At 59.8% G+C, this 23,411-nt stretch carries 27 protein-coding genes; 12 read left to right on the top strand and 15 right to left on the bottom strand.

Annotation, left to right across the window (positions count from 1 at the left end; all coding sequences use genetic code 11):
- Nucleotides 1-165 precede the first annotated feature (165 nt).
- Together PMI01S_RS11240 and earP are read right to left on the bottom strand one after the other, a co-directional pair.
- Nucleotides 166-735 (bottom strand): elongation factor P, encoded by a 570-nt coding sequence (locus PMI01S_RS11240; RefSeq protein ID WP_007943632.1) that lies wholly within the window; start codon nucleotides 733-735, stop codon nucleotides 166-168.
- Between the two features lie 48 nt (nucleotides 736-783).
- Complete coding sequence (gene earP / locus PMI01S_RS11235; protein WP_084319903.1) at nucleotides 784-1,941, bottom strand: elongation factor P maturation arginine rhamnosyltransferase EarP; 1,158 nt, start codon at nucleotides 1,939-1,941, stop codon at nucleotides 784-786.
- 124 nt (nucleotides 1,942-2,065) lie between these two features.
- Between earP and PMI01S_RS11230 the strand changes: the two genes are divergently transcribed.
- Both PMI01S_RS11230 and PMI01S_RS11225 read left to right on the top strand, forming a co-directional pair.
- Nucleotides 2,066-2,476: a hypothetical protein gene (locus PMI01S_RS11230; protein WP_084319901.1), complete on the top strand. Its 411-nt coding sequence runs from the start codon at nucleotides 2,066-2,068 to the stop codon at nucleotides 2,474-2,476.
- A gap of 2 nt (nucleotides 2,477-2,478) precedes the next feature.
- Entirely contained in the window at nucleotides 2,479-2,961 is a 483-nt protein-coding gene (locus PMI01S_RS11225) for a GreA/GreB family elongation factor (RefSeq protein ID WP_084319899.1), read from the top strand.
- 4 nt (nucleotides 2,962-2,965) lie between these two features.
- On the opposite strand, the gene cysB is transcribed toward PMI01S_RS11225, so the two are convergent.
- The 5 genes from cysB to PMI01S_RS11200 form a co-directional block, all read right to left on the bottom strand.
- A complete protein-coding gene (gene cysB, locus PMI01S_RS11220; protein WP_084319897.1) occupies nucleotides 2,966-3,940 on the bottom strand; it encodes an HTH-type transcriptional regulator CysB in 975 nt (324 codons plus the stop codon).
- A gap of 124 nt (nucleotides 3,941-4,064) precedes the next feature.
- A complete protein-coding gene (locus PMI01S_RS11215) occupies nucleotides 4,065-4,568 on the bottom strand; it encodes a universal stress protein (RefSeq protein WP_084319894.1) in 504 nt (167 codons plus the stop codon).
- 94 nt (nucleotides 4,569-4,662) lie between these two features.
- On the bottom strand, nucleotides 4,663-5,568 hold the full coding sequence (locus PMI01S_RS11210) for a 5'-nucleotidase (protein ID WP_084319892.1): 906 nt from the start codon (nucleotides 5,566-5,568) through the stop codon (nucleotides 4,663-4,665).
- 25 nt (nucleotides 5,569-5,593) lie between these two features.
- Nucleotides 5,594-6,550 carry a putative 2-dehydropantoate 2-reductase gene (locus PMI01S_RS11205; RefSeq protein WP_084319890.1) on the bottom strand — a complete coding sequence of 319 codons (957 nt, stop codon included), beginning with the start codon at nucleotides 6,548-6,550 and terminating at the stop codon, nucleotides 5,594-5,596.
- Nucleotides 6,547-6,933 (bottom strand): thioredoxin family protein, encoded by a 387-nt coding sequence (locus PMI01S_RS11200; RefSeq protein ID WP_084319888.1) that lies wholly within the window; start codon nucleotides 6,931-6,933, stop codon nucleotides 6,547-6,549. Before PMI01S_RS11200 ends, PMI01S_RS11205 begins: the two co-directional genes overlap by 4 nt.
- Here PMI01S_RS11200 and PMI01S_RS11195 point away from each other — a divergent pair.
- Entirely contained in the window at nucleotides 6,932-7,375 is a 444-nt protein-coding gene (locus PMI01S_RS11195) for a PilZ domain-containing protein (protein WP_084319886.1), read from the top strand. The genes PMI01S_RS11200 and PMI01S_RS11195 overlap by 2 nt on opposite strands.
- 162 nt (nucleotides 7,376-7,537) lie before the next feature.
- Nucleotides 7,538-8,614, top strand: coding sequence for a 3-deoxy-7-phosphoheptulonate synthase (locus tag PMI01S_RS11190; RefSeq protein WP_017339811.1), 1,077 nt, complete (start codon nucleotides 7,538-7,540; stop codon nucleotides 8,612-8,614).
- Nucleotides 8,615-8,674: 60 nt separating this feature from the next.
- On the opposite strand, the gene PMI01S_RS11185 is transcribed toward PMI01S_RS11190, so the two are convergent.
- The gene (locus tag PMI01S_RS11185; protein ID WP_020800382.1) at nucleotides 8,675-8,962 is read right to left on the bottom strand and encodes a GNAT family N-acetyltransferase; all 288 of its coding nucleotides are present in this window, start codon (nucleotides 8,960-8,962) and stop codon (nucleotides 8,675-8,677) included.
- A 644-nt stretch (nucleotides 8,963-9,606) separates the two neighbouring features.
- On the opposite strand from PMI01S_RS11185, the gene oprI reads away from it, so the two are divergent.
- On the top strand, nucleotides 9,607-9,858 hold the full coding sequence (oprI, locus tag PMI01S_RS11180) for an outer membrane lipoprotei OprI (RefSeq protein WP_002553018.1): 252 nt from the start codon (nucleotides 9,607-9,609) through the stop codon (nucleotides 9,856-9,858).
- A 124-nt stretch (nucleotides 9,859-9,982) separates the two neighbouring features.
- On the opposite strand, the gene PMI01S_RS11175 is transcribed toward oprI, so the two are convergent.
- From PMI01S_RS11175 to PMI01S_RS11165, 3 genes are all read right to left on the bottom strand, one after another.
- Nucleotides 9,983-10,954, bottom strand: coding sequence for a L,D-transpeptidase family protein (locus PMI01S_RS11175; protein WP_084319884.1), 972 nt, complete (start codon nucleotides 10,952-10,954; stop codon nucleotides 9,983-9,985).
- Between the two features lie 97 nt (nucleotides 10,955-11,051).
- A complete protein-coding gene (locus PMI01S_RS11170; RefSeq protein WP_003226812.1) occupies nucleotides 11,052-11,345 on the bottom strand; it encodes a hypothetical protein in 294 nt (97 codons plus the stop codon).
- Between the two features lie 56 nt (nucleotides 11,346-11,401).
- Nucleotides 11,402-12,007: an arylesterase gene (locus PMI01S_RS11165; protein ID WP_084319882.1), complete on the bottom strand. Its 606-nt coding sequence runs from the start codon at nucleotides 12,005-12,007 to the stop codon at nucleotides 11,402-11,404.
- Nucleotides 12,008-12,017: 10 nt separating this feature from the next.
- Between PMI01S_RS11165 and PMI01S_RS11160 the strand changes: the two genes are divergently transcribed.
- Genes PMI01S_RS11160 through greB form a run of 3 tightly spaced genes read left to right on the top strand, consistent with a single transcriptional unit; the run spans nucleotide 12,018 to nucleotide 15,737 of the window.
- Nucleotides 12,018-12,701, top strand: a complete 684-nt coding sequence (locus PMI01S_RS11160) for an ABC transporter ATP-binding protein (protein WP_084319880.1) — start codon at nucleotides 12,018-12,020, stop codon at nucleotides 12,699-12,701.
- The gene (locus PMI01S_RS11155) at nucleotides 12,701-15,205 is read left to right on the top strand and encodes an ABC transporter permease (RefSeq protein ID WP_084319879.1); all 2,505 of its coding nucleotides are present in this window, start codon (nucleotides 12,701-12,703) and stop codon (nucleotides 15,203-15,205) included. The genes PMI01S_RS11160 and PMI01S_RS11155 overlap by 1 nt, the downstream gene beginning before the upstream one ends.
- 34 nt (nucleotides 15,206-15,239) lie before the next feature.
- A complete protein-coding gene (gene greB / locus PMI01S_RS11150) occupies nucleotides 15,240-15,737 on the top strand; it encodes a transcription elongation factor GreB (RefSeq protein WP_084319877.1) in 498 nt (165 codons plus the stop codon).
- 3 nt (nucleotides 15,738-15,740) lie between these two features.
- Here the strand turns inward: greB and PMI01S_RS11145 are convergent, their stop codons facing one another.
- The 3 genes from PMI01S_RS11145 to PMI01S_RS11135 all read right to left on the bottom strand — a co-directional run bounded on the left by PMI01S_RS11145 (nucleotide 15,741) and on the right by PMI01S_RS11135 (nucleotide 18,261).
- Complete coding sequence (locus PMI01S_RS11145) at nucleotides 15,741-16,049, bottom strand: hypothetical protein (RefSeq protein ID WP_084319875.1); 309 nt, start codon at nucleotides 16,047-16,049, stop codon at nucleotides 15,741-15,743.
- Nucleotides 16,050-16,299: 250 nt separating this feature from the next.
- Nucleotides 16,300-16,734: a DoxX family protein gene (locus PMI01S_RS11140; protein WP_084319873.1), complete on the bottom strand. Its 435-nt coding sequence runs from the start codon at nucleotides 16,732-16,734 to the stop codon at nucleotides 16,300-16,302.
- Between the two features lie 105 nt (nucleotides 16,735-16,839).
- Nucleotides 16,840-18,261, bottom strand: coding sequence for an MltF family protein (locus PMI01S_RS11135; RefSeq protein WP_084319870.1), 1,422 nt, complete (start codon nucleotides 18,259-18,261; stop codon nucleotides 16,840-16,842).
- 233 nt (nucleotides 18,262-18,494) lie between these two features.
- Between PMI01S_RS11135 and PMI01S_RS11130 the strand changes: the two genes are divergently transcribed.
- Nucleotides 18,495-19,301 carry a TatD family hydrolase gene (locus PMI01S_RS11130; RefSeq protein WP_084319868.1) on the top strand — a complete coding sequence of 269 codons (807 nt, stop codon included), beginning with the start codon at nucleotides 18,495-18,497 and terminating at the stop codon, nucleotides 19,299-19,301.
- Nucleotides 19,302-19,416: 115 nt separating this feature from the next.
- On the opposite strand, the gene PMI01S_RS11125 is transcribed toward PMI01S_RS11130, so the two are convergent.
- The gene (locus PMI01S_RS11125; RefSeq protein WP_084319866.1) at nucleotides 19,417-20,646 is read right to left on the bottom strand and encodes an acyl-CoA dehydrogenase; all 1,230 of its coding nucleotides are present in this window, start codon (nucleotides 20,644-20,646) and stop codon (nucleotides 19,417-19,419) included.
- A 176-nt stretch (nucleotides 20,647-20,822) separates the two neighbouring features.
- Between PMI01S_RS11125 and PMI01S_RS11120 the strand changes: the two genes are divergently transcribed.
- From PMI01S_RS11120 to PMI01S_RS11110, 3 genes are all read left to right on the top strand, one after another.
- Nucleotides 20,823-21,752, top strand: coding sequence for a LysR family transcriptional regulator (locus tag PMI01S_RS11120; RefSeq protein WP_008148497.1), 930 nt, complete (start codon nucleotides 20,823-20,825; stop codon nucleotides 21,750-21,752).
- 196 nt (nucleotides 21,753-21,948) lie between these two features.
- Nucleotides 21,949-22,350 carry a MerR family transcriptional regulator gene (locus tag PMI01S_RS11115; RefSeq protein ID WP_084319864.1) on the top strand — a complete coding sequence of 134 codons (402 nt, stop codon included), beginning with the start codon at nucleotides 21,949-21,951 and terminating at the stop codon, nucleotides 22,348-22,350.
- Nucleotides 22,351-22,492: 142 nt separating this feature from the next.
- Nucleotides 22,493-23,392 (top strand): hydroxymethylglutaryl-CoA lyase, encoded by a 900-nt coding sequence (locus PMI01S_RS11110; RefSeq protein WP_084319862.1) that lies wholly within the window; start codon nucleotides 22,493-22,495, stop codon nucleotides 23,390-23,392.
- Nucleotides 23,393-23,411 lie beyond the last annotated feature (19 nt).

Raw genomic sequence — 23,411 nt, 5'->3', positions numbered from 1 at the left:
CACCCTGTAGGAGCCGGCTTGCTGGCGATAGCGGTCTCACGGACGCGATCGCCAGCAAGCCGGCTCCTGCAGTTTTTTCGGCGTTTTCCCAGTCTGCGTTTTTCAGACAACAGGCACAAAAAAGCCCGACTCAATGGTCGGGCTTTTTCATTCCTGAAGCGGTGCTTATTTGGCACGGCCTTTGTAGGAACCGCCTTCGCGGGTATCGATCTCGATCATGTCGCCGATTTCGATGAAGTCAGCAACCGACAGCTCGGTACCGTTCTTCAGTTTGGCAGGCTTCATCACCTTGCCGGAAGTGTCGCCGCGAGCGGAACCTTCGGTGTAGTCAACCTGACGCACGATAGTGGTCGGCAGTTCTACGGAAACCAGACGCTCTTCGAAGAAGATCGCTTCGCAAACATCGGTCATGCCTTCTTCAACGAAAGGCAGAACGGCTTCGATGTCTTCAGCGTTCAGCTCGTACATGGTGTAGTCGGTGGTGTCCATGAACGTGTAGGTGTCGCCGCTGATGAAGGACAGGGTCGCTTCTTTGCGGTCGAGGATTACGTCGTCCAGTTTGTCGTCGGCGCTGTAAACGATCTCGGTCTTGTAACCGGTCAGCAGGTTTTTCAGCTTGGTCTTCATGATCGCGCTGTTACGACCAGACTTGGTGAATTCAGCTTTCTGAACCAGCCAAGGATCGTTTTCGAGACGGATCACGGTACCGGGTTTCAGTTCTTTACCAGTTTTCATTGCGAATATCCGAATTTGGATGGGATTTACAAAAATCTAGGCCGCGTATCATATCCAATTTAGGTAAAACTGTACCAGCGCCGCGGCAAGATCTGCCTGCAAGGCTTGTTCCAGACACCACGCTTCGGCATGTTTTTGCAGTTCCGGCCAGTGTTTACGGGTCGTCAGCCAGTGACCCGACATATCATGCCCGGCATTCCACGCACGCCAAAGCCCGCTGATCGCCTCGCGGGCAGGCGCAGACAGGTCTTTTGTGTACAGCGTCAGGAAGGCTTCGAGCTTGTCCAGGTGAATGTCTTCGTCCTGCCGATAGATGTGCCAGAGCAGTGGCCGGCCCGCCCATTGGGCGCGGACAAACGAATCTTCGCCGCGCACAGCGTTGAAATCGCAGCACCAGAGCAAGTGATCGTATTGCTCCTGTCGGACGAACGGCAGCACTTGCACGGTCAAGGCCTCGCGCACATGCACGGCGCCCGCCGCCAATCCGTCGACACCGAGCCAACGCTCGACATCACCCAGAATCCGCCCTTCGGGCACCAGCAGATGCGTAGGCGTCGAATCGGCGGCCATGACCTCCAGCCAACTCGCCAGGCCGGTATTTTCATAGGCAAACAGCGAGATCAGCTGCGCGCCTTGTGCATGATTAATCCCTAACTCTTGCAGGAATTTTCGCTGAGCCTCGGGGCTTTGCTGAAATTGCCGGCGTCGCTCGAGCAATCCGCTTTCACGCAGCAGGCCACCGGTGCCCTTCTGGAACCCCGGAAAGAAAAAGTACTTCTGCACGCTTTTGTATTTCACCGACGGCAAACCGTGGCAGCCGACAACCCAGTCTTCGGCACTCAGATAGTCGAGGTTCATCCACAACGGCGGCTTTTCCCGCGCGGCCATGGCGTCCATGTAGGCACTCGGCAGCTGGCAGGCGAATGCAGCGATTACGACATCGGCGGCGTCGGTGGGCAACCAGTCGGCTGGCCATTGCCGGACTTCGACACCGTCCTGCCACTGCTGCGCGACATGGATGTCGATCTCTGGGCAGAGCCGCTCGAAGGCCCGCAGATCATCGACCCACAAACGCACTTCCAGCGAATGCTCGGTGACCAGTTGTCGGGCCAGACGCCAGGTCACGCCGATGTCGCCAAAGTTGTCGACCACGGCGCAAAAAATGTCCCAGCGCCAGCGGCTTTTCATTTGAGGCATTTCAGGCATTCCAGGCTCCCGTTGGCAAAGGCGCCGATTGTCCGCATAAATTACTCCGTGCAGAAGAGCCGACGGCGATTAATCTTCATGCGACAATCGCCACTCGCCCGCGCCCACCCGCCAGGAGGCAGTCATGCCCTACCGCCCCAACCCGCGCCGCCCCTTGCCGATTCAGCTCAATGCCCTGCAACTGACCGGCAGCATTGCCCTCGGACTGTGGCTGGGATTCCTCGCCATCGCGCTGACCTGCTGGCTCGCTTCCCGACTGTTATTCAGCGATCAATTGGCGCCGGTCGCGCAGGCGATAGAGCAACTGGCGAAACCACCCGTGGTCGCACAACCGGTGCCGGATCTTCCGCCGCAGAGCCCGCTGTTCGATCAATACGAAGAGAACCTGCGCAAGAACGAGCAGCAGCAACGACTGGATCAGGCCCGCAGCACCAGCCGTAATCTGGCCAATCCGAAATGCCAGTTCTGGCTGCAACAGGACCAGACCGCGCCAAGCGAAAAAAGCCGCGCCAACGTCCTGCAATTCTGCGACTGACCATGAATAAACAGACGGTCCATCAACTGATTCTCGACAAGCTGCGTGTCGACCTCGACATCGCCGAACGTGCCGCGCAAACCGCGTACGAAACCGCGACCCACGAAGAAAACATCGCCGAAAACAAGTACGACACACTGGGGCTGGAGGCGTCATACCTGGCAGCCGGGCAGGCGAAACGGGTCGAGGAAATCAGGCAATCGCTGACGCTGTGCCAGAACCTGGCGCTGCGGCCTTACGACGATCAGCGCGGCATCGAAGTCGGCGCCCTGCTGGGTCTGGAAGACGAAAAGGGTCGTGAACAATGGCTGTTTCTGGCCCCCGATGCAGCGGGTTTGAAGGTCGATCTGGTGGGACAAATGATTACCGTCATCACCCCTCGCTCACCGCTGGGCAAAAGCTTGCTGGGCAAGTTCGAAGGGGACGAGGTGGAGATTCTGGTGGCGGGCGCTCGGCAACAGTTTTCCGTTACCGAGGCGGTCTAAAAAATCAGTGAACTGGCAGTTCGACGCCGTCGAACAGCTCTTCCAGTTCCTGCTTGTTGTGGCACTGAATGGCTTTGGCCATGATTTCGCGGGTCAGATGCGGAGCGAACTTTTCGATGAAGTCGCACATGAAGCCACGCAGGAAGGTGCCGCGACGGAAACCGATTTTGGTGATGCTGGATTCGAACAATTCGCTGGCGTCGAGCACGACCAGATCACTATCGAGCTTGGTGTCGACCGCCATTTTCGCCACGATGCCCACACCCAGACCCAATCGCACGTAGGTCTTGATCACGTCGGCGTCAGCGGCGGTGAACACCACTTTCGGCGTCAGGCCGCGATGGCTGAACGCTTCGTCGAGTTTCGAACGGCCGGTGAAACCGAATACGTACGTCACGATCGGGTATTCGGCCAGCGCTTCAAGGGTCAGCTTCGACAGCTTGGTCAGCGGATGGCCCTGAGGCACGACCACGCAGCGGTTCCAGCGGTAGCACGGCATCATCACCAGATCACCGAACAGCTCGAGGGCTTCGGTGGCGATGGCAAAATCGACGGTGCCGTCAGCGGCCATTTCGGCGATCTGCATCGGCGAACCCTGGTGCATGTGCAGCGCAACGTCCGGGTATTGCTTGATGAAATTGCTGATCACCGGCGGCAACGCGTAACGCGCCTGGGTGTGCGTGGTAGCGATCGACAGGGTGCCTTTTTTCTCGTTGGAGAATTCCTGGGCGATCTGCTTGATGCTTTCAACCTTGCGCAGGATCTCGCCAGCGGTGGTGATGATGCGCTCGCCGGCCGGGGTGACGCGGGTCAGGTGCTTGCCGCTGCGAGCAAAAACCTCGACGCCCAATTCGTCTTCCAACAGACGGATCTGCTTGCTGATACCCGGTTGCGAGGTGTAAAGGCTTTGGGCTGTAGCGGAAACGTTGAGGTCGTGGTGCGCCACTTCCCAGATGTAGCGCAGTTGTTGAAGCTTCATATGAATCCCTCAAAGCAGGTAGACGCCACGGGCATCAGCGACGGTATATAACTATATTAATGGTTTGAAGAATAAATCTAGAACTTTTTCATCAAAACGCCACTATTCATGTTCCAGTCGTGTGCTAGCGATCGCCCTTGCGACGGCGCTCCACCAGCGGCACCAGATAGACCGGAACTCGAGCCAACTGCAACACCCGCGCTGCGGTCCTGCCCAACGGCGTTTCCGCGCCAGCACCATGGCTATGACTACCTACGATCAACAAATCCACGGAGAGTTTCTGCGCCTGGTCGAGAATCACCTGCGACGGATCGCCCTGAAGCACCCGCACCGCCTGAATCCGGTCCAGATCGTGCGCACCCTCGTCCCCCAACTCCTCACGAAAACTGTCGAGCACCCGCTGCTCGATACTGGCAATAACGGTGTTCAGGCCCTGACTGTGAAACTCGTTCAACGCCTGTTCATCGAGGTAACTCTGAAGCACCGATTCGGCAAACAACCCCATCGGCTCAACCGCGTGCACCACATACAAGTCAGCATCGAATGTTCGAGCCAGCTCCAGGGCATGCTGCATCACTAACGGTGCGTACAGACCGAGGTCAGTGGCATACAGCATCGAACGAATCATATGACCTCCTCGAGTGCCAACATGGCGGAGATTGATTCAGCTTAGCAGTGCCTTGGCGAACACGACGTCCCGCGTAACGCGTTGAACGGCGGGCTTAAACCTTTTGCTCGTTGCTTATGCCATGGGGCACATGACCGGTAGCGACCACCTCGCGGGCCAACTCGCAATGGCCGGCCTGATCGTCGAAAAACACGTCGGCGGCAAAGGCTTCGAGGAAGGCGGACTTGGTCAGGCCACCGAGAAACAACGACTCATCCAGGCGAATGTCCCACTCGCGCAACGTGCGGATCACCCGCTCATGGGCGGGCGCCGAACGGGCGGTGACCAACGCGGTGCGGATCGGACAGGCGTCCTCCGGGAACTCGCGCTGCAACAGATTGAGCGCCGCGAGAAAGCCTTTGAACGGCCCGCCGCGCAGTGGCTCGCGGGCACTTTCGCGTTCGCTGGCCTGAAACGCTTCCAGGCCGCCCGACTGATAAACACGCTCCGACTCGTCGGAAAACAGCACTGCGTCACCGTCGAAGGCAATCCGCAATTCATCGCTAGCAGCACGGCTGGCCCCGCCCGACAGAATGGTCGCCGCCGCGAAACCGGCATCCAGTGCACTGCGCACGTCTTCGGCGTGGGTCGACAGAAACAGGTCGCAACCAAACGCTTTGAGATACGGATACGGACTGCGCCCACCGACAAACGCCGCACGGGAGATCGCCAGTCCGTAATGGTGAATCGAGTTGAACACCCGCAGCCCGGTGTCGGCGCTGTTGCGCGACACCAGGATCACCTCGACCCTGGCGCGGCCGAGGCGGGTATTGAGGCTGAGGAGTTTTTCCACCAACGGGAAGGCATCACCGGGCTCGAGGATTTCGTCTTCGTGTTCGATCTGATATTGCCGGTAGGCCTCGACGCCGCTCGACAGGTAAACCTTGTGGCTTTCGCTCAGGTCGAACAGCGCGCGCGAAGAAATCGCCAGCACCAGTTTGTCGTCAATCGTCTTTGCCATGCCCTTCCCCCTCGGGTTGATCGACTCAGGTGTTGCGTCGATCGATAAAACGCAAACCGCGATACAACGCTTCGATTCGTGGCAATTCGCAGCCGGCGGCCTTGGCTGCCGCCAGTGGCCGGGCGTAAATCGCCTCCAGTTCCAGCGGTCGCTTGTGCAGAAAATCGTGGTACATGCTCGGCCAGTAGTCCGGCATTTTTTCGGTCATCATGAACAGATAGTCGGCGTAACCGGCCGGCATGTCGTGACCGCAGGCCTTGGCACCCTGAACCACTTCGGCCATCAAGGCCTTGATCAGTTCCCGGCTGTCGGCATCGGCCATCAACGGTGTGGTGCCCGCGCCGAGCAGAACCGACAGGCCGTTGTAAGGGATATTCCAGACCAGTTTCTGCCAGCGCGCCTGATGCAGGTTCGGCATGGCCTGGGAGTCGATGCCGGCGCTGCGGAACAACCCGGCGCCTTCCTCGACAATTGCCATACGCGCCTGTTCATCGGTGGCGGGGCCACTGTGGTAACCGACGTTCACCGCACCAAGGGCCTGATGAGTGATCGCACCGGGGCCGGTGCGATGGACGCAGATCAGGCAGAGCCCGCCGAGCAGGTGCAGGGAATCCGGAAGCAAGGCTCGCAGACTGTCCTCGACGTCCAGGCCGTTTTGCAGCAACAGCACCTTGGCGTTCGGTGCCGCCGCTTGAATGATCGCCGGCGCCAGACCGGCATTGCTGGTGGTCTTCGCGCCCACCAGCAACCAGTCGCAGAGCGGCATGTCTTCGGCCGATGAATAGGCCTGTACCGGATTCAGCGCCAGCGCACCGTGCACCGCACTGTCGAGTTGCAACCCGCGTTCGGCCACCACCGAAAATTCGCTGCGCAACAGAAAATGCACGTCGAAACCGGCACGCGCCAGCATCAACCCATAGAAACCACCGATCGCACCGGTCCCGATAATACCAATGGTCGGTTTGGCAACTGCACCCGTCATGGCAACTCCTCTGCTGTTCTGGTCAACGCCTGAGTCACGGCCGCATTGAGCTCGTTGCTGGTCAGGCGCGATTTTAGCGCTCCGAAAAACTCACCGTCGCGCACCACAAACAGCGCCGGCAAATGAAAGACCTGATAACGCTCGACCACCCCGCCATTGTCCCCGGCATCGATCCAGCACAAGCGGTCGACATGCAGATCGAGCCTTGGCAATTGCTCACGGGCAAAACGGCAGCTGGCGCAGCCGACGCTGGTGAATATGACCAGCGACACCCCGCTCATCGCCAGCAACCGTTGGTCGGCGTCGAAATCGGTCAGTTCCGATTCGACCACTATACTGGGGGAAACAATGTCAGATGGCCGACACATGGAGTCCGTGCTCATGGGACGTTTTATTCCTCATCCTGACGATGTACCCGTCGAATTAACGTTGTTGAAACCTGAGTGTATTTCACGACAACAGCTGCACACTATCAGCGTCGGGGGCATGGCTTGCAATTACCACCGCGCCTGGCGCCACGGTACGGCGCTGGAGGTTCGCATACCGACCTTGAACCCCGACTTGCGTTTTCTGGGCTATGTAGCCTGGTGCCTGCGACGCAAACACGGTTATCTGGTGGGCATTGCCTTTGTCGACGAGCAGATGATGTTCAGTGCCCGGATGGGCGAACAGGTGTGCCAGATCGAACGTTATTGTCGCCAGCATGACGCCCACGACGACCTGCAGGAAACCCAGGCGCTGGCCCTCGAATGGGTCCAGCAACACGCCGACGAGTTCTCTCACGACACGGTTCGCAGGGCATTTGCACAGGCGGTGATGGATTAAGGGACGTTATCAATTCGTTGCGAATGCCCCTAAAACCGCTGTCTGCCCATTGTCGAGCCACGGTGTAACGCGCTAAGGTTCCGCTCCCCGACGCGCTTAATTTGCTGTGCTCCGCCGCGCGGGTTCGCTGGCGGCCGGCACCCGTGACCTGACGAGTAAACGATGGCTGATTTACCGATCAACGACCTAAACGTCGCCTCCAACGAGACGCTGATCACTCCCGATCAGCTCAAGCGTGATATCCCTCTGAGCGACGCTGCCCTGCGCACCGTCACCAAGGGTCGCGAAGTCATTCGCAACATCCTGGATGGCACCGACCATCGCCTGTTTGTCGTCATCGGGCCGTGCTCGATCCACGACATCAAGGCTGCCCACGAATACGCCGAGCGCCTGAAGGTGCTGGCCGCGGAAGTGTCCGATACCTTGTATCTGGTCATGCGCGTGTATTTCGAGAAGCCACGCACCACCGTCGGCTGGAAAGGCTTGATCAACGACCCGTACCTGGACGACTCCTTCAAGATTCAGGACGGTCTGCACATCGGTCGTCAGCTGTTGCTGGACCTGGCCGAGATGGGCCTGCCAACCGCGACCGAAGCCCTCGACCCGATCTCCCCGCAGTACCTGCAGGACCTGATCAGCTGGTCGGCCATCGGCGCGCGCACCACTGAATCCCAGACTCACCGTGAAATGGCCTCCGGCCTGTCTTCGGCCGTCGGCTTCAAGAACGGCACCGACGGCGGCCTGACCGTGGCTATCAACGCCCTGCAATCGGTTTCCAGCCCGCATCGTTTCCTGGGGATCAACCAGGAAGGCGGCGTGTCGATCGTCACCACCAAGGGCAATGCCTATGGTCACGTGGTGCTGCGCGGCGGTAACGGCAAACCGAACTACGATTCGGTCAGCGTCGCACTGTGCGAGCAAGCGCTGAACAAAGCGAAGATCAAGCCGAACATCATGGTCGATTGCAGCCACGCCAACTCCAACAAGGACCCGGCACTGCAACCGCTGGTGATGGAGAACGTCGCCAACCAGATCCTCGAAGGCAACCAGTCGATCATCGGCCTGATGGTCGAAAGTCACCTGAACTGGGGCTGCCAGGCCATCCCGAAAGACCTCGCCGACCTGCAATACGGCGTGTCGATCACCGATGCCTGCATCGACTGGTCCGCTACAGAAAATACCTTGCGCAGCATGCATGCCAAGCTCAAGGACGTGCTGCCGAAACGCGCTCGCACCTGATCACTTTTCAGCGCACAAAAAAACGCCGGGCTAAACCCGGCGTTTTTTTATGTGTTCGTTTTACTGGCTCAGCTTGGCCGCATGCCGCTGGTGACGCTCCATGTAGCGCTCCACGTAGGAACACGAAGGAATGACGGTGTAGCCCATTTCCTCGGCGTACTGCAGCGCCTGCTCGGTCAGGGCTGCCGCGATGCCGCGACCACGCAAGGCATTGGGCACAAACGTGCGATAGATATCCAGGGTCTGTTTCCCCAGATCCATATAGGTCAGGTAGGCACGATGACCGTCCACATTGGTCTCGAACTGATGACCAGCCTGGTCATGGTGGATGGACAACGCCTCACTCATCACTACTCCTCGCGGGTCTTTGATTCTGACCCCTACCTTACCGATGTTTTTCCGGCGAAGGAACATCTACGCCAACCCGTGCCTGAATGGACACCGAGAAGAACTGCACCGATCTCGCGCAACCGAGCACGTATCAAATAGTAGGCACCATTGGCAGAAAATGCTCAAGGTACGCTCGTCATCATGCAAGGTTGGGCAGGTGCTGTTCCGGGGTTACGCAGGGGCGGCTCGACCGAAGATCCCGGGAGGTCGATCGCCTGAACATTGCCGGATGTTGAGACTTAAGACGAGCGCCCTTCTTTTAAGTCACCTCAACTAGGAGAAAGATATGAGAGGTGCGCCGCAAATCCCGAACAAAAGTGTAGACGAATCCATGTAGACAGACTTTAGCCAAGACCGCGAAAACACTCGCGGCCGCCGGGAACTTTTTCGTGCCAACTCGCTCAGTGCGGGCCTTGCAGCTGGATATTTTTTAATCAATTGCAAGTAAAAGTTGCTCGAAAAAGAATCAACGCCTACAATTTTTTTGGCTTCTTGCTTTACGTCAGTTTACTTACGACAAGTAATGGGTAGTATGTACGCCGGCTATTTCCTCACTCTGAGGAGACAGCTAACTTAATAGAAAGTCCTTGAAGGGGAACACGATGAACAACGTTCTGAAATTCTCTGCTCTGGCTCTGGCCGCAGTTCTGGCTACCGGTTGCAGCAGCGTATCGAAAGAAACCGAAGCACGTCTGACCGCTACTGAAGACGCAGCTGCTCGCTCCCAGGCTCGTGCAGACGAAGCTTACCGTAAAGCTGATGAAGCTCTGGCTGCTGCTCAAAAAGCACAACAGACTGCTGACGAAGCTAACGAGCGTGCTCTGCGCATGCTGGACAAAGCTAGCCGCAAGTAATAATCCCTCGGGATTGTTATCAAGCCGACCCATTTTTTGGGTCGGCTTTTTTATTGCCCGGGGTTTTGTCCAGGCAATAAAAAACCCGCCGACGCGGTCAGCATCGGCGGGTTCCTTTCAAGCATTACTGCAACGGGTCGATCGGCGTACTCGTCACCATTGGCGCCGAGGAATTCGGCACTCCGATTTCCACCGGCAGACCATCTTCGGCGGCAACCACGTCGCGGACCACATCCCAGTTCATGCGCAGGTTGTTGGTGATGTCCTCACGCTTGAGCATCGCATTGATCACCGCGGTGTGTTTGTCGACCACAGAAGGATTGCCCTTGTCGTCCAGCGGCGTATGCGCTTCCAGGTACACCTTGCCGCCACTGACACCGAACTTGTACGGGTCACTGATAATGCGCACCGACGTGCCTACCGGCACCATGCTCGCCATTTCCAGCACGTTGTTGTTGAACATGCGGAAGCAACCGTGGCTGGTGCGCATGCCGATGCCGAACTTCTTGTTCGAACCGTGGATCAGGTAACCCGGTGTGCCCAGGGTGAATTTAAACGGCCCCAGCGGGTTGTCCGGGCCGGCCGGCACCACGTTTGGCAACGGATCACCGTCTGCAAGGTGCTCGGCCTTGATCGAGGCTGGAGGCGTCCAGGTCGGGTTCGGCGTCTTGGCCGTGATGGTGGTGTGAGCGATCGGTGAACCCCAACCCTCGCGACCGATGCCGAGCGGGAAGGTGTAAACCACATTCCGGCCTTTCGGATAGTAGTAGAGACGGTATTCGGCCAGGTTGATGACGATACCTTCACGGGGTCCTGGTGGCAGGATGAAGCGCGTCGGCAGCACGATTTCGGTACCGGCGCCCGGCAGCCATGCATCGACGCCAGGGTTGGCCGCGACCATTTCCGAGTAACCCAGGTCGTAAGTGGTGCCAAGGTCGGCGAAGGTGTCTTCGTACTTGGCCTTGATGACCTGAACCTGGCCGACGATGTCTTCACCGGGCGGTGGCAGGGGCAACTCCAATGCTGCTACGGGGCCTGCCACACAAAGGGCGGCAAGAGACAGGCAGCGGGTGACGGCAGGAAAACGCGGCAACATCCGGAAAATCCTTCGCAGGGTCAGGGGTAAAAACGAGATTGTACACCGACGTCCGTAAATTCGGGGAGTTGGCCGATAGCACGCTATCTTTATTGCATCAAAGCTCGAAGCGCAGCTCTGGCCAGATCGGCGAAGTGCCGCGTTTCTGCGATTCCAGGATCGCCCGGCACAGCGAGCACAGGCGCTGGTCCTGGAAAACCCGACGGTCGACGCTCGACCAGCGCGGCTGCGCCGGAAGCAGGCTGCCGCACAGGGTTCGATCGGCCGAGCCACCGAGTTCCAGCTGACGGGTCACCAGATGCACCCGCACTTCCTGGCAGGCGAACAGATCCAGCTGTTCGTCAGGCTCGATCAGTTGGTAGGCAAAAAGTGACCAGGCGGGACGCGGCATCGGGGGCTCCAAATCGGGGGCGCCACCTTAGCCGAAACGCCGCCGCTAGAAAAGCGTCAAAGCAGCGGTTTCAGTGTCGGCCAGACATTTTCCAGCAACTTGTCCTGAGCCCCCGCAGCGGGGTGCAAGCCGTCGGCCTGCATCAGGTCCGGGTGACCGCCCACGCCATCGAGAAAAAACGGCACCAGCGGGATTTTTTTCTCGGCGGCGACGTTGCTGTACACCTCGGCGAACGCCTTGGTGTAGCGCGCGCCGTAGTTGGGTGGCAGTTGCATGCCGAGCAGAAGCACCTTGGCCCCACTGGCGCGGGAGCTGTCGATCATCGCTGCAAGGTTTTGTTGCAATTGCGTTGGGAGCAATCCGCGCAGGCCGTCGTTGCCGCCCAGCTCGAGGATCACCAGCTCCGGCTTATGCTCTGCAAGCAGCGCAGGCAGGCGCGCCTGGCCTCCGGCACTGGTGTCGCCGCTGATGGATGCGTTGACCACCTTGTCGTCGAAACCTTCGCGCTTGAGCCGTTGCTCGAGCAACGAGACCCACCCAACGCGGGTATCCAGTCCGAAACCAGCGCTGATACTATCGCCAACGATCAGGACTGTACCCGCCGCTGCGTTCTGGGCCATGCACATCAAGGCCAGGCCAGCACTCAAAAACCACACACGCATCGGATTCTCCATGGGCGCAAGCATTCTCACCGCGAAGAACCTCAGCAAAGTGGTTCCTAGCGCGGAAGGTGAACTGACTATCCTGCACGAACTCAGCCTGGAACTGAACAAGGGCGACAGCCTGGCCATCGTTGGCGCGTCCGGTTCCGGCAAATCCACCCTCCTCGGCCTGCTCGCGGGCCTCGACCTGCCGAGCAGCGGCGAAGTCACCCTCGCCGGCCAGGGCCTGAGCAATCTCGATGAAGACCAGCGCGCGCGCATTCGCGCCGAACATGTGGGTTTTGTCTTTCAATCATTCCAGTTGCTCGACAGTCTCAATGCCCTGGAAAACGTCATGCTGCCGCTGGAACTCGATGGCCGCAAAGACGCTCGTGAGCGTGCCACCGAATTGCTGCAAAGGGTCGGCCTCGGCCAGCGCCTGACCCACTCTCCACGCCAGCTCTCCGGTGGCGAACAGCAGCGCGTGGCGATTGCCCGTGCGTTTGCCGCCGAGCCCGACGTACTGTTCGCCGACGAACCCACCGGCAACCTCGACAGTCACACCGGCGAGCGCATCAGCGACTTGCTGTTCGACTTGAACAAGGAGCGCGGCACGACCCTGGTGCTGGTGACCCACGATGAACGCCTGGCACATCGCTGCCGGCGCCTGATCCGACTTGAAGCCGGCCTGCTGGTCGCCCCTCTGGAGCCTTGATGGCACGCTTGCCGCTGTTGCGCCTGTTCAGTCTCGCCCTCCGCCAACTGCTGCGCGACGCTCGCGCCGGTGAGTTGCGGGTGTTGTTCTTCGCCTTGTTGGTGGCGGTGGCGGCGAGTACCGCCATTGGCTACTTCGGTGCCCGCCTGAACGGCGCCATGATGCTGCGCGCCACCGAATTTCTTGGCGCCGATCTGCTGCTTGAAGGCAGTTCACCGGCGCGACCCGAACAGATCAGAAGCGGGACGGAGCTGGGCCTTGAACATGCGCAGGTGGTGGAGTTCTCCAGCGTCATCGCCACCGACAACGGCATTCAGCTGTCCAGCATCAAAGCTGCGGACGATGTCTATCCCCTGCGCGGTGAACTGAAAAGCGCCCCCGCGCCCTTCGCTCCGGAAGAGCCCGGCGGAGGACCGAAACCCGGTGAGGCCTGGGTCGAGGCACGACTGCTGACCGCACTGGACCTGAAGATCGGCGACAGCATCGACGTCGGCATGCGCACGCTGAAACTGGCGCGAGTGCTGACCTACGAACCGGATCGCGCCGGTAATTTCTACAGCCTGACGCCACGCGTGCTGATCAACCTCAGCGACCTTGCCGCCACCGGCGTGGTGCAACCCGGCAGCCGCGTCAGTTACCGCGAACTCTGGCGCGGCAACGCCGAAGCGCTGGAAACCTATCGTCAATTGATCAAACCCGGCCTCGCCGCCAACCAGCGCATCCAGGATGCACGCGACGGCAACCGGCAGATTGGTGGCGCCCTGGGTAAAGCCGAACGTTACTTGAACATGGCGAGCCTGGTGGCGGTCCTGTTGTCCGGTGTAGCGGTGGCGCTGTCGGCGACGCGTTTCGCCACCCGCCGCTTCGATGCCAGCGCGTTGTTGCGTTGCCTGGGTCTTTCCCGCCGGGAAACCATGGTCCTGTTCAGTTTGCAGCTGATGGTGCTCGGACTGTTGGCCAGCATCAGTGGGGCATTGATTGGCTGGCTGGCGCAGCTTGGCCTGTTCGCGCTGCTGCATGATTTGTTGCCCACCGACGTTCCACCGGGAGGTCTGTTGCCGGCCATCGCCGGGATCGGCACCGGACTGGTGGCGCTGGCCGGTTTTGCCTTGCCCCCCCTCGCGGCGCTGGGCCGGGTTCCGCCCTTGCGGGTATTGCGCCGCGACATGCTGCCGATTCCTTCCAGCACCTGGATGGTCTACGGCGCGGCATTGGGCGCTCTCGGGCTGATCATGTGGCGCCTGAGCCTCGACCTGGTGCTGACCTTCGCCCTGCTCGGCGGTGGCGTGATTGCGGCGCTGGTGTTGGGAGGCTTGCTGTTGCTGCTGCTGAAAAGCCTGCGTCGGATGCTCGCGCGTGCTTCGTTGCCGTGGCGTCTCGGGTTGGGTCAATTGCTGCGTCATCCACTGGCCGCCGCCGGACAATCCCTGGCCTTCGGTTTGATTCTGCTGTCCATGGCGTTGATCGCCCTGCTGCGCGGTGAGCTGCTGGATACCTGGCAAAACCAGTTGCCGAAAAACGCGCCGAACTATTTCGCGCTGAACATCCTGCCGGCAGACAAACAGGCCTTCACCGATCGCCTGATCGAACTGTCGGCACAATCGGCGCCGCTGTACCCGGTCGTACCGGGACGGTTGATCAGCATCAACGGTGAGCCGGTGCAGGACATCGTCAGCAAGGACTCGGCCGGAGATCGGGCGATCCAGCGCGACCTGAGCCTGACCTGGGCGGCGGACCTGCCGGCAGGCAACAAGCTCACCGCGGGAAACTGGTGGAGCGAACAGCCAGCAGATGACATTCCCGGCGTGTCGGTAGAAGGCAAAGTCGCTGAAAGCCTGAAGCTCAAGCTGGGCGATCACATGGTGTTTACCGTCGGCGGTGTCAATCGCGAAGCGAAAGTCACCAGCCTGCGGGAGATCAACTGGGACAACTTCCAGCCGAACTTCTTCATGATTTTCCAGCCAGGAACGTTGAAGGATTTACCGGCGACTTACCTGACCAGCTTCTATCTGGCAGCCGGTCATGATCAGCAGATCGTCGACCTGTCCCGCGCCTTTCCGGCGGTAACCATCCTGCAAGTCGAAGCCCTGCTGGAGCAACTGCGCAGCATCCTCGCCCAGGTCACCCTGGCGGTGGAATATGTGCTGTTGTTCGTGCTGGCGGCGGGGATGGCGGTGCTGTTTTCGGGCCTGCAAGCGACGCTGGATGAACGCATCCGCCAAGGCGCATTGTTGCGAGCGTTGGGGGCCGAGCGGCAATTGCTGGTCAAGGCCCGGCGAATCGAGTTCGGTCTGCTCGGCGCGGTCAGCGGATTGCTGGCAGCGCTGGGTTCGGAACTGGTGAGCCTGGTGCTGTACCGTTACGCGTTCGATCTGCCTTGGCACCCGCATCCATGGCTGTTGGTACTGCCATTGATCGGCGCTGCGCTGATCGGCGGCGCCGGCGTGTTCGGCACCCGTCGGGCGTTGAACGCCAGCCCCCTGACAGTGTTGCGCGAGGGTTGATAGACTCAAGCCTTCTCCATCACAAGAAGTTGCCATGAGCCGTTATCGCCCTCCCCGCACCGCTGGCACCGCGCTGATCACCCCTGAAGGTGAAGCGCGGATGCGGGCCGAGTTCCATGAGCTCTGGCATGTGCGCCGACCGCAAGTCACGCAATCGGTCAGCGAGGCCGCGGCGCAAGGTGATCGCTCCGAAAATGCCGAATACACCTACGGCAAAAAGATGTTGCGCGAGATCGACAGCCGCGTGCGTTTTCTGACCAAACGCCTGGAAGCACTCAAGGTGGTCAGCGAAAAGCCCAGCGATCCGAACAAGGTTTACTTCGGCGCCTGGGTCACGATCGAGGATGAGGACGGCAAGGAGTCGCGCTACCGCATCGTCGGCCCGGATGAACTGAACTTGAAACTGGGCCTGATCAGTATCGACTCACCCTTGGCTCGCGCCCTGATCGGCAAGGCGCTGGACGCCGAAGTTCGGGTGCAGACGCCTACCGGCGAGCAGTGCGTCTATATCGTGGCGATCGAATACCCCTAGGCCTTAGCGGCGGGTAATCAACCCTTGTCGGGCCACGCGGGTCAGTTGTTTGATCACTTCAGGCGCGTCTTCGAGGCTGGGCGACTGAATCACCGCCAGGTCGAAACTGTCGCTGGCAAATCGAGCCAGCGACTCACCGTCTTCGACAAACTGAATCAGGAATGCTGCCGGTCCGCCGGTGCGACGTGGCCAACCATCCAGATAACGCAGGAGCGTCGGCTGATGTTTGCCGCCAAGCAGGATTTTTGGATTGCGCTGGGTGAGATGTGCCGTGATCGGCGCGGGACGTACAACGGGGTTTAGTGCATTCATCGTGTCGTGTCTCTGCCTCAAAAGTCTGCATGGCAGGTGAGAGGCAACACCGAACCAGCGCTTTAGCGGTATTTCGAAGCCTGTTTCAGGCTTCTATCGGCAACTGAATGAGTCACCTGGCGCCCCGCAAGTAGCTGTTTAAATCGGCGCATGAGCAGCATCCTAGAGAAGCTGACTGGACAGTGTCAAGAATGACGCACAACAAAAAAAAGGCCCGCACAATGCGGGCCTTTTCGTTGAGCCAGAGCGGTCACCCAGCAATGGCGCGGTCGGCGGACAGTTTGCCGGCGCCTTCGATCAGCACGGCGATGCTGCCACCCAGCAGGGCCAGGGCGAATTCATAACCGTTGTTGGCCATGAACAAACCGTTAGGCAGGTGCACCGAGAAGATCGCCACCAGCGAGAGGATGGTCAGGCCGAGGGCTGCCGGACGGACCAGCAAGCCGATGATCAAGGCAAGACCGCCGAAGAACTCAGTACCGCCCGCCAGCGTGGCCATCAGGTAGCCCGGCGCCAGACCGATACTCTCCATGTACTGCGCGGTGCCGGCCAGACCGTAACCACCGAACGCCCCGAAGAGTTTCTGCGCACCGTGGGCAGCGAAGATGATGCCGACGAAGATTCGCAAAACAGTCAGGCCGTAGCCAGCGCGGGTAAACAGTACCTTGTTGATCAGTGAGCTCATGCTGTGTCATCCATTGTGAGTTTGTGTGTTGGTTGGCCGCTATATTAATCAATAAATCAAATGTTAAAAGCGCAATTTTTTCGCCATAACGATCAGTTTAGTCGATCATTTCCGTAAGGCCACTTTCTGCCCCTGGGGCTCCAACGACTCCCGTTCCCGATCGAACGCCAGGTAATACTTGTTCACGCTATTAACATAGCTGACGGGGCCCATTCCCACCTGCTCCATGGCGATGCGCTCGACCTGGAAGAACCATTGATTGGGGTTCAGACCCCGGCGCCGGGCTTCGGCGCGCATGCCCTGAACCCGCTCTGGCCCGATGTTGTAGGCCGCCAGCACGAACGCCATGCGCTCACGCTCGTTGAGTTTGGGGCTGGCAAAAAACTTGCGGCGGATCATCGCCAGGTACTTGGCCCCGGCCTGCACGTTGGCATCGAGGTCCTGAATATTACTGACCCCCACACGCTGGGCCGCGGACGGCGTGATCTGCATCAGGCCGGTGGGGCCGCTTCCGCTGCGGGCATTGGGTTGTAGCGCGGATTCCTTGAACGCCAGTGCCGCCAGGTTAAGCCAGTCCATGCCTTGGGCAGCAGCGTGTTTCTGCAGCACCGGTCGAAGTTTTTCCAGCCGCTGGCGATTTGCCTTGGCCAATGGATAGTGCACTTGATACAGGCGCCGATAGATCCTCAGGAACGCCGCGTCCTGATCCGAGGGCTTTTTGTAACCGGTGAGGAAGCGGTCGATACTGGCCCGCAGCATCGAGGCGTCGCGACGCACAAACCAGAACTCTTCGCCCGGCTCGCTGATCAGCACCTGCCGATCGAAGCGTAGCTTGGGCAGGATCTTGCCCCAGCGCTCGGCAATCGGTTGCTCGACGATCGTCAGGTGAAAGATGCCGCCCTGAACCATTTCCAGCACGTCTTCGACCGCCAGGCTCGGATCGACCCACTCGATCTTCACCGGGGCCAGTTTGTGCAGGGCGAGTTTTTGATTGATCTGACTGATCGCTTCACCGGCGGCGCTGCCGGTGGGCAATGCCAGTGTTTTGCCGGAAAGTTGTTCGAGGTGGGTGTAGCGTTTCTCGCCTTTGATCCCGACCAATACCAGCGGGATGTTGCTGGCAATGGGCTCACTGGTGCTGACGGCGTAACCCGGTTGCAGATCGAGCAATTCCCCCGGCGCAACCAGATCGCCCTCCCCGCGCTGTAATGCGCCGAGCAGTTGATCCTTGGCTTTGGGGATGATCTTGAGGGTGACTTCCTGACCGTCGCGGGCGTGGCCATTGAGGTATTGCTCGAACGCGCGCAACCGATGGTATTCGACGCCGATGGCCTGGCCCTGGACTTCGCCGGAGCTGTTGCGGCTCTGGTTGACCAGCACCTTCAGCACACGGCTGCTGCGGATTTCCTGCAGGTCGCGCACCTTGGCTGCTGGCACGGCTTGCAGCGGGCCGGCCAGACGCGCAACCGCCGGCATCGGCAGCAGCAACGAACCACACAGCAGTAACAAAATCGAGGGACGTGTCATCCACTCTCCGGAAAGAATACTGGGCCGATTTCAAAAAATGAGTGAAATCGAACGACAGAAACAGAGCGCTTGAGCGCTGGCAAAGTGCGAAAGACTGGCACAGTGATGGCACACTGACCACCCCGGCTTGCCTCGCGGCATCAAAAGACAGCTTTAACTCGTTGTAGTTCTTGGCTTTTCTTATAAATCTACAGCTCTGATATGCTTTCCGGCCTTTGGTCCGAGGTAGCACCATGCAACTCATCGATATCGGCGTCAACCTGACCAACCCCAGTTTTGCCGACAAACACCGGGCTGTACTCGACCGCGCATATGCCGCCGGCGTCTGCCAATTGGTGCTCACCGGCACCAGTGTCGAAGGCAGTGAACAGGCGCTGGAACTGTGCCAGCAACTGGATGACACAGCGCAACGGCTGTTCGCCACCGCCGGCATTCATCCTCACTCGGCCAGCGACTGGAACGCCGACAGTGCCCAGCGTCTACGCAGTTTGCTCAAAGAGCCGAACGTGGTGGCCGTGGGTGAATGCGGGCTGGATTTCAATCGCGATTTTTCGCCGCGTCCGCAACAGGAAAAAGTCCTCGAAGAGCACTTGGCGATGGCGGTCGAACTGCAATTGCCGGTGTTTCTCCACGAGCGCGACGCCAGTCAACGCTTGCTGGAAATCCTCCGCGACTACCGCGACCAGTTGCCGGCTGCCGTGGTGCATTGCTTCACTGGCGAGAAAAAAGCGCTGTTCAGCTACCTCGACCTGGACTTGCACATCGGCATCACCGGCTGGATCTGCGACGAGCGTCGCGGCACGCATTTGCATCCGCTGGTGAAAGAAATCAAGCGCGGGCGGTTGATGCTGGAGAGCGATGCGCCGTATCTGTTGCCGCGCAGCCTGCGGCCCAAGCCGAAGAATGGCCGTAACGAACCGGCGTATCTGACTGAAGTGTTGCGGGAAGTGGCGTTGCATCGCGGGGAAAGCGAGGAAGAACTGGCGGCTCACAGCACCGCATGCGCGCGGGCCTTTTTCGGGCTGCCAATACTCGACTGAGGTCTTGATTATTGTAGGAGCGAGCTCGCTCGCGATGACCTCCAAAACACCGCGTTTATCCAGCATAAACGCGTCATTGTTGGAGACCATCGCGAGCAAGCTCGCTCCTACAGTTTTAGTGGTTGCTACGCAGCATTTCCTTTGGCACGTACTTGCCGATCTCGAACTTGCCGATTGCCGCGCGGTGCACTTCGTCCGGGCCGTCGGCAAGGCGCAGGGTGCGCTGCATCGCGTACATGTAGGCCAGCGGGAAATCGTTGGAAACCCCTGCCCCGCCATGGATCTGGATGGCCCGATCGATAACGCGCAGGGCCACGTTCGGTGCGACCACTTTGATCTGCGCGATTTCGCTCTTCGCCACTTTGTTGCCGACGGTGTCCATCATGTACGCCGCTTTCAAAGTCAGCAGGCGTGCCATGTCGATTTCCATCCGCGAGTCGGCGATCTTGTCGATGTTGCCGCCCAGACGCGCCAACGGCTTGCCGAACGCCGTGCGATTTACCGCGCGTTTGCACATCAGTTCCAGTGCACGCTCGGCCATGCCGATCGAACGCATGCAGTGGTGAATCCGGCCCGGGCCAAGACGACCCTGTGCGATTTCGAAGCCGCGTCCTTCACCCAGCAGAACGTTTTCGTACGGCACCCGGACATTTTCGAACAGCACTTCAGCGTGACCGTGTGGCGCGTCGTCGTAACCGAACACCGGCAGCGGACGAACGATCTTCACGCCAGGGGCATCCACCGGCACCAGAATCATGGAATGCTGGGCGTGGCGCGGCGCGTCGGGATTGCTCAGGCCCATGAAGATCAGAATCTTGCAGCGTGGATCGCAGGCACCCGAGGTCCACCATTTCTTGCCGTTGATCACCCACTCGTCACCGTCACGCACGGCGCGGGCGGCCATGTTGGTGGCGTCGGAGGACGCCACGTCCGGCTCGGTCATGGCGAACGCCGAGCGGATTTCACCGCGCAGCAGCGGTTCGAGCCAGCGTCGTTTCTGTGCTTCGTTGGCGTAACGCACCAGCACTTCCATGTTGCCGGTGTCGGGCGCCGAGCAGTTGAACGGCTCGGGGCCCAGCAGCGAGCGGCCCATGATTTCTGCCAAGGGTGCGTATTCGAGGTTGGTCAGGCCGGCGCCGAGTTCGGACTCAGGCAGAAACAAATTCCACAGGCCTTCGGCCTTGGCCTTGAGTTTGAGTTCTTCCATGATCGCAGTCGGCTGCCAACGGTCGCCCTCGGCAACCTGGCGCTCGAACACGGCTTCGGCGGGATAAACGTAGGTGTCCATGAACGCGGTCACGCGCTCACGCAGTTCTTGCACCTTGGGCGAATAAGCGAAATCCATGAGCAGCTACCTTCTTGAGGGAGGTTGTTTAGGTCATGCAATCGATGCTAGAACAGCTACGAAAATTTACCTAGCCTATTCTCGGCGTGTATTAACATTCATCACCGATATATGATCGGGTGATTGCCGAGGCCCCCGGCCTCATCAAAATGCCCCAACAATAAGAGTGCAGCGCAATGAATCTGAGCAAGGTCGACCTCAACCTTTTCATCGTCTTCGACGCGATCTACACCGAAGCAAACCTGACCCGCGCCGGACAGATTGTCGGCATTACCCAGCCGGCGGTCTCAAACGCTCTGGCACGCTTGCGCGAGACCTTCAACGATCCCCTCTTCGTTCGCACGGCCCAGGGCATGGTGCCCACGCCGATGGCGCAAAACATCATCGGTCCGGTGCGCAATGCCCTGTCTCTGCTGCGGGTATCGGTGCAGGAAAGCCGCATCTTCAACCCGCTGCAGGCAGTCAAGACTTACCGCATCAGCATGACCGACCTCACCGAAGCGGTGATCCTGCCGCCGCTCTTCCAGCGCCTGCGACGCCTGGCGCCGACGGTGATCATCGAAAGCTTTCTGTCCAAGCGCCGCGAGACCACCAAGGAACTGGCGGCCGGGCGTCTCGACTTTGCGGTGGACGCGCCGCTCAACACCGACCCACAGGTGCGTCACGTCAAGTTGATGGAAGACCGTTACGTGTGTGCCATGCGCAAGGGCCATCCGCTGGCGGGCAAAGAGAAATTCACACTCGATGATTACCTGTCGCTGACCCACATTCATATTTCCAGCCGCCGCAGCGGTCTCGGCCATGTAGACCTCGCACTCGGAAAAATGGGCATCCAGCGCAAGATCGCCTTGCGTTCCCAGCATTACCTGATGGCGTCGCAGGTGTTGCAACAGACCGACATGGTCATGACCGTGCCGGAACGCTTCGCCCGTCGTCATGATCTGTATTCGGTGAACCTGCCGGTCAACGATGTACCGCCGGTGGAAACCCACCTCTACTGGCATGAAAGCACCGACCAGGACCCGGCCAACCGCTGGATGCGCGAGCAGATGATCGAGTTGTGCCAGCAGGTAACGGCGCATGAGAAGAAGCTTGATAAGGTTTAGGAGCCGAGACCGAGGCGGCCTCATCGCGAGCAAGCCCGCCCCCACATTCGACCGCATTCTTTCTGAAGGAACGCGTTGAAATGTGGGAGCGGGCTTGCTCGCGAAGAGGCCAGTTGGAACACCACAAAACCCTACCCCTTGACGTAAACGTCAACCTGACATTAGCTTAGCGCCATGACCTTTTTCGAGCGCGCCCATGAGCAGCCAGACCTACAGCATTTCCGACCTCGCCCGGGAACTCGACATCACTACGCGGGCCATTCGCTTTTATGAAGAGCAAGGCCTGCTCAGCCCCGAGCGCCGTGGCCAGGAACGCATCTATTCGCCCCGGGACAAAGTCAGCCTGAAGCTGATCCTGAGGGGCAAGCGCATTGGCTTCTCCCTGGCCGAATGCCGTGAGCTGATCGAACTCTACGACCCCACCGGCGGTAACCAGAAACAACTGCAAACCATGCTCAACAAAATCGCCGAGCGCCGCGAGCAGCTGGAGCAGCAGATGCTCGACATCGAACAGATGAAGCTGGAACTGGACACGGCGCAGGAGCGCTGCACCCAGGCGCTGGAACAGACGATGAAAAGCCAGCCGGCAATTCAATAATCATACGAAGATCCAGCGTGGGAGCGGGCTTGCTCGCGAATGCGGAATTTCATCCAGCATGGATGTCGACTGACCACCGTATTCGCGAGCAAGCCCGCTCCCACGCGGGATCTTCGTTCACCCTTTCAAACAGGTGAATCCCATGTCCCTTCCCTCCCACGTACGCCTGGTCGAAGTCGGCCCCCGCGACGGCCTGCAAAACGAAGCCCAACCGATCAGCGTCGCCGACAAGGTGCAACTGGTCGACGCGCTGACCGCTGCCGGCCTCAGCTATATAGAAGTCGGCAGTTTCGTCTCGCCCAAATGGGTGCCGCAGATGGCCGGGTCCGCCGACGTCTTCGCGCAGATCCAGCGCAAACCGGGCGTGACCTACGGCGCCCTCGCCCCCAACCTGCGCGGCTTCGAAGATGCGATCGCCGCCGGGGTCAAGGAAGTCGCGGTGTTCGCCGCGGCCTCCGAAGCCTTCTCCCAGCGCAACATCAATTGCTCGATCAGCGAAAGCCTGGAGCGCTTCGCGCCGATCATGGAGGCTGCCAAACAGCATGGCGTCAGTGTGCGCGGTTACGTATCGTGCGTGCTGGGTTGCCCTTACGAAGGCCATGTCGCACCCGAGCAGGTTGCCCGAGTCGCCCGGGAGCTCTACGCCATGGGCTGCTACGAAATCTCGCTGGGCGACACCATCGGTACCGGCACGGCAGGCGCGACGCGCAAGATGTTCGACGTGGTGTCCGCCGACATACCGCGAGAAAAACTCGCCGGGCACTTCCACGACACTTACGGCCAGGCCATGGCCAATATCTACGCCAGCCTGCTCGAAGGCATCGCCGTGTTCGACAGCTCCATCGCCGGCCTCGGCGGCTGCCCATACGCCAAGGGCGCCAGCGGTAACGTTGCCACTGAAGACGTGGTTTATCTGTTGAATGGTTTGGGTATCGATACCGGTATCGACCTGGACGCCTTGATTCTGGCTGGTCAGCAGATTTGCACAGTACTGGGCCGTCCGACCGGCTCGCGCGTGGCCAAGGTTCGTAGCGCGCAATAAGTGCGCGGATGTGTCCGGG

The organism is Pseudomonas migulae NBRC 103157 (genome assembly GCF_002091715.1).
In the GTDB taxonomy this organism is placed as follows: Bacteria; Pseudomonadota; Gammaproteobacteria; order Pseudomonadales; family Pseudomonadaceae; genus Aquipseudomonas; species Aquipseudomonas migulae_A.
Note: the sequence above shows the minus strand (reverse complement) of the source record. Positions and strands in the feature narration are given on the sequence as shown.

Bases quoted from the DNA above. Each gene is read 5' to 3' on its own strand.
- PMI01S_RS11215 (WP_084319894.1), bottom strand. From the start codon at position 4,568: ATGATTCGTTCGATGCTGTATGCCACTGACCTCGGTCTGTACGCACCG.
- PMI01S_RS11195 (WP_084319886.1), top strand. From the start codon at position 6,932: ATGGGACGTTTTATTCCTCATCCTGACGATGTACCCGTCGAATTAACG.
- PMI01S_RS11205 (WP_084319890.1), bottom strand. From the start codon at position 6,550: ATGACGGGTGCAGTTGCCAAACCGACCATTGGTATTATCGGGACCGGT.
- PMI01S_RS11185 (WP_020800382.1), bottom strand. From the start codon at position 8,962: ATGAGTGAGGCGTTGTCCATCCACCATGACCAGGCTGGTCATCAGTTC.
- PMI01S_RS11200 (WP_084319888.1), bottom strand. From the start codon at position 6,933: ATGAGCACGGACTCCATGTGTCGGCCATCTGACATTGTTTCCCCCAGT.
- PMI01S_RS11190 (WP_017339811.1), top strand. From the start codon at position 7,538: ATGGCTGATTTACCGATCAACGACCTAAACGTCGCCTCCAACGAGACG.
- PMI01S_RS11130 (WP_084319868.1), top strand. From the start codon at position 18,495: ATGCAACTCATCGATATCGGCGTCAACCTGACCAACCCCAGTTTTGCC.
- PMI01S_RS11230 (WP_084319901.1), top strand. From the start codon at position 2,066: ATGCCCTACCGCCCCAACCCGCGCCGCCCCTTGCCGATTCAGCTCAAT.
- PMI01S_RS11170 (WP_003226812.1), bottom strand. From the start codon at position 11,345: ATGCCGCGTCCCGCCTGGTCACTTTTTGCCTACCAACTGATCGAGCCT.
- PMI01S_RS11175 (WP_084319884.1), bottom strand. From the start codon at position 10,954: ATGTTGCCGCGTTTTCCTGCCGTCACCCGCTGCCTGTCTCTTGCCGCC.
- PMI01S_RS11155 (WP_084319879.1), top strand. From the start codon at position 12,701: ATGGCACGCTTGCCGCTGTTGCGCCTGTTCAGTCTCGCCCTCCGCCAA.
- PMI01S_RS11225 (WP_084319899.1), top strand. From the start codon at position 2,479: ATGAATAAACAGACGGTCCATCAACTGATTCTCGACAAGCTGCGTGTC.
- oprI (WP_002553018.1), top strand. From the start codon at position 9,607: ATGAACAACGTTCTGAAATTCTCTGCTCTGGCTCTGGCCGCAGTTCTG.
- PMI01S_RS11240 (WP_007943632.1), bottom strand. From the start codon at position 735: ATGAAAACTGGTAAAGAACTGAAACCCGGTACCGTGATCCGTCTCGAA.
- PMI01S_RS11140 (WP_084319873.1), bottom strand. From the start codon at position 16,734: ATGAGCTCACTGATCAACAAGGTACTGTTTACCCGCGCTGGCTACGGC.
- cysB (WP_084319897.1), bottom strand. From the start codon at position 3,940: ATGAAGCTTCAACAACTGCGCTACATCTGGGAAGTGGCGCACCACGAC.
- PMI01S_RS11115 (WP_084319864.1), top strand. From the start codon at position 21,949: ATGAGCAGCCAGACCTACAGCATTTCCGACCTCGCCCGGGAACTCGAC.
- PMI01S_RS11210 (WP_084319892.1), bottom strand. From the start codon at position 5,568: ATGGCAAAGACGATTGACGACAAACTGGTGCTGGCGATTTCTTCGCGC.
- PMI01S_RS11125 (WP_084319866.1), bottom strand. From the start codon at position 20,646: ATGGATTTCGCTTATTCGCCCAAGGTGCAAGAACTGCGTGAGCGCGTG.
- PMI01S_RS11165 (WP_084319882.1), bottom strand. From the start codon at position 12,007: ATGCGTGTGTGGTTTTTGAGTGCTGGCCTGGCCTTGATGTGCATGGCC.
- greB (WP_084319877.1), top strand. From the start codon at position 15,240: ATGAGCCGTTATCGCCCTCCCCGCACCGCTGGCACCGCGCTGATCACC.
- PMI01S_RS11135 (WP_084319870.1), bottom strand. From the start codon at position 18,261: ATGACACGTCCCTCGATTTTGTTACTGCTGTGTGGTTCGTTGCTGCTG.
- PMI01S_RS11160 (WP_084319880.1), top strand. From the start codon at position 12,018: ATGGGCGCAAGCATTCTCACCGCGAAGAACCTCAGCAAAGTGGTTCCT.
- PMI01S_RS11145 (WP_084319875.1), bottom strand. From the start codon at position 16,049: ATGAATGCACTAAACCCCGTTGTACGTCCCGCGCCGATCACGGCACAT.
- PMI01S_RS11120 (WP_008148497.1), top strand. From the start codon at position 20,823: ATGAATCTGAGCAAGGTCGACCTCAACCTTTTCATCGTCTTCGACGCG.
- PMI01S_RS11110 (WP_084319862.1), top strand. From the start codon at position 22,493: ATGTCCCTTCCCTCCCACGTACGCCTGGTCGAAGTCGGCCCCCGCGAC.
- earP (WP_084319903.1), bottom strand. From the start codon at position 1,941: ATGCCTGAAATGCCTCAAATGAAAAGCCGCTGGCGCTGGGACATTTTT.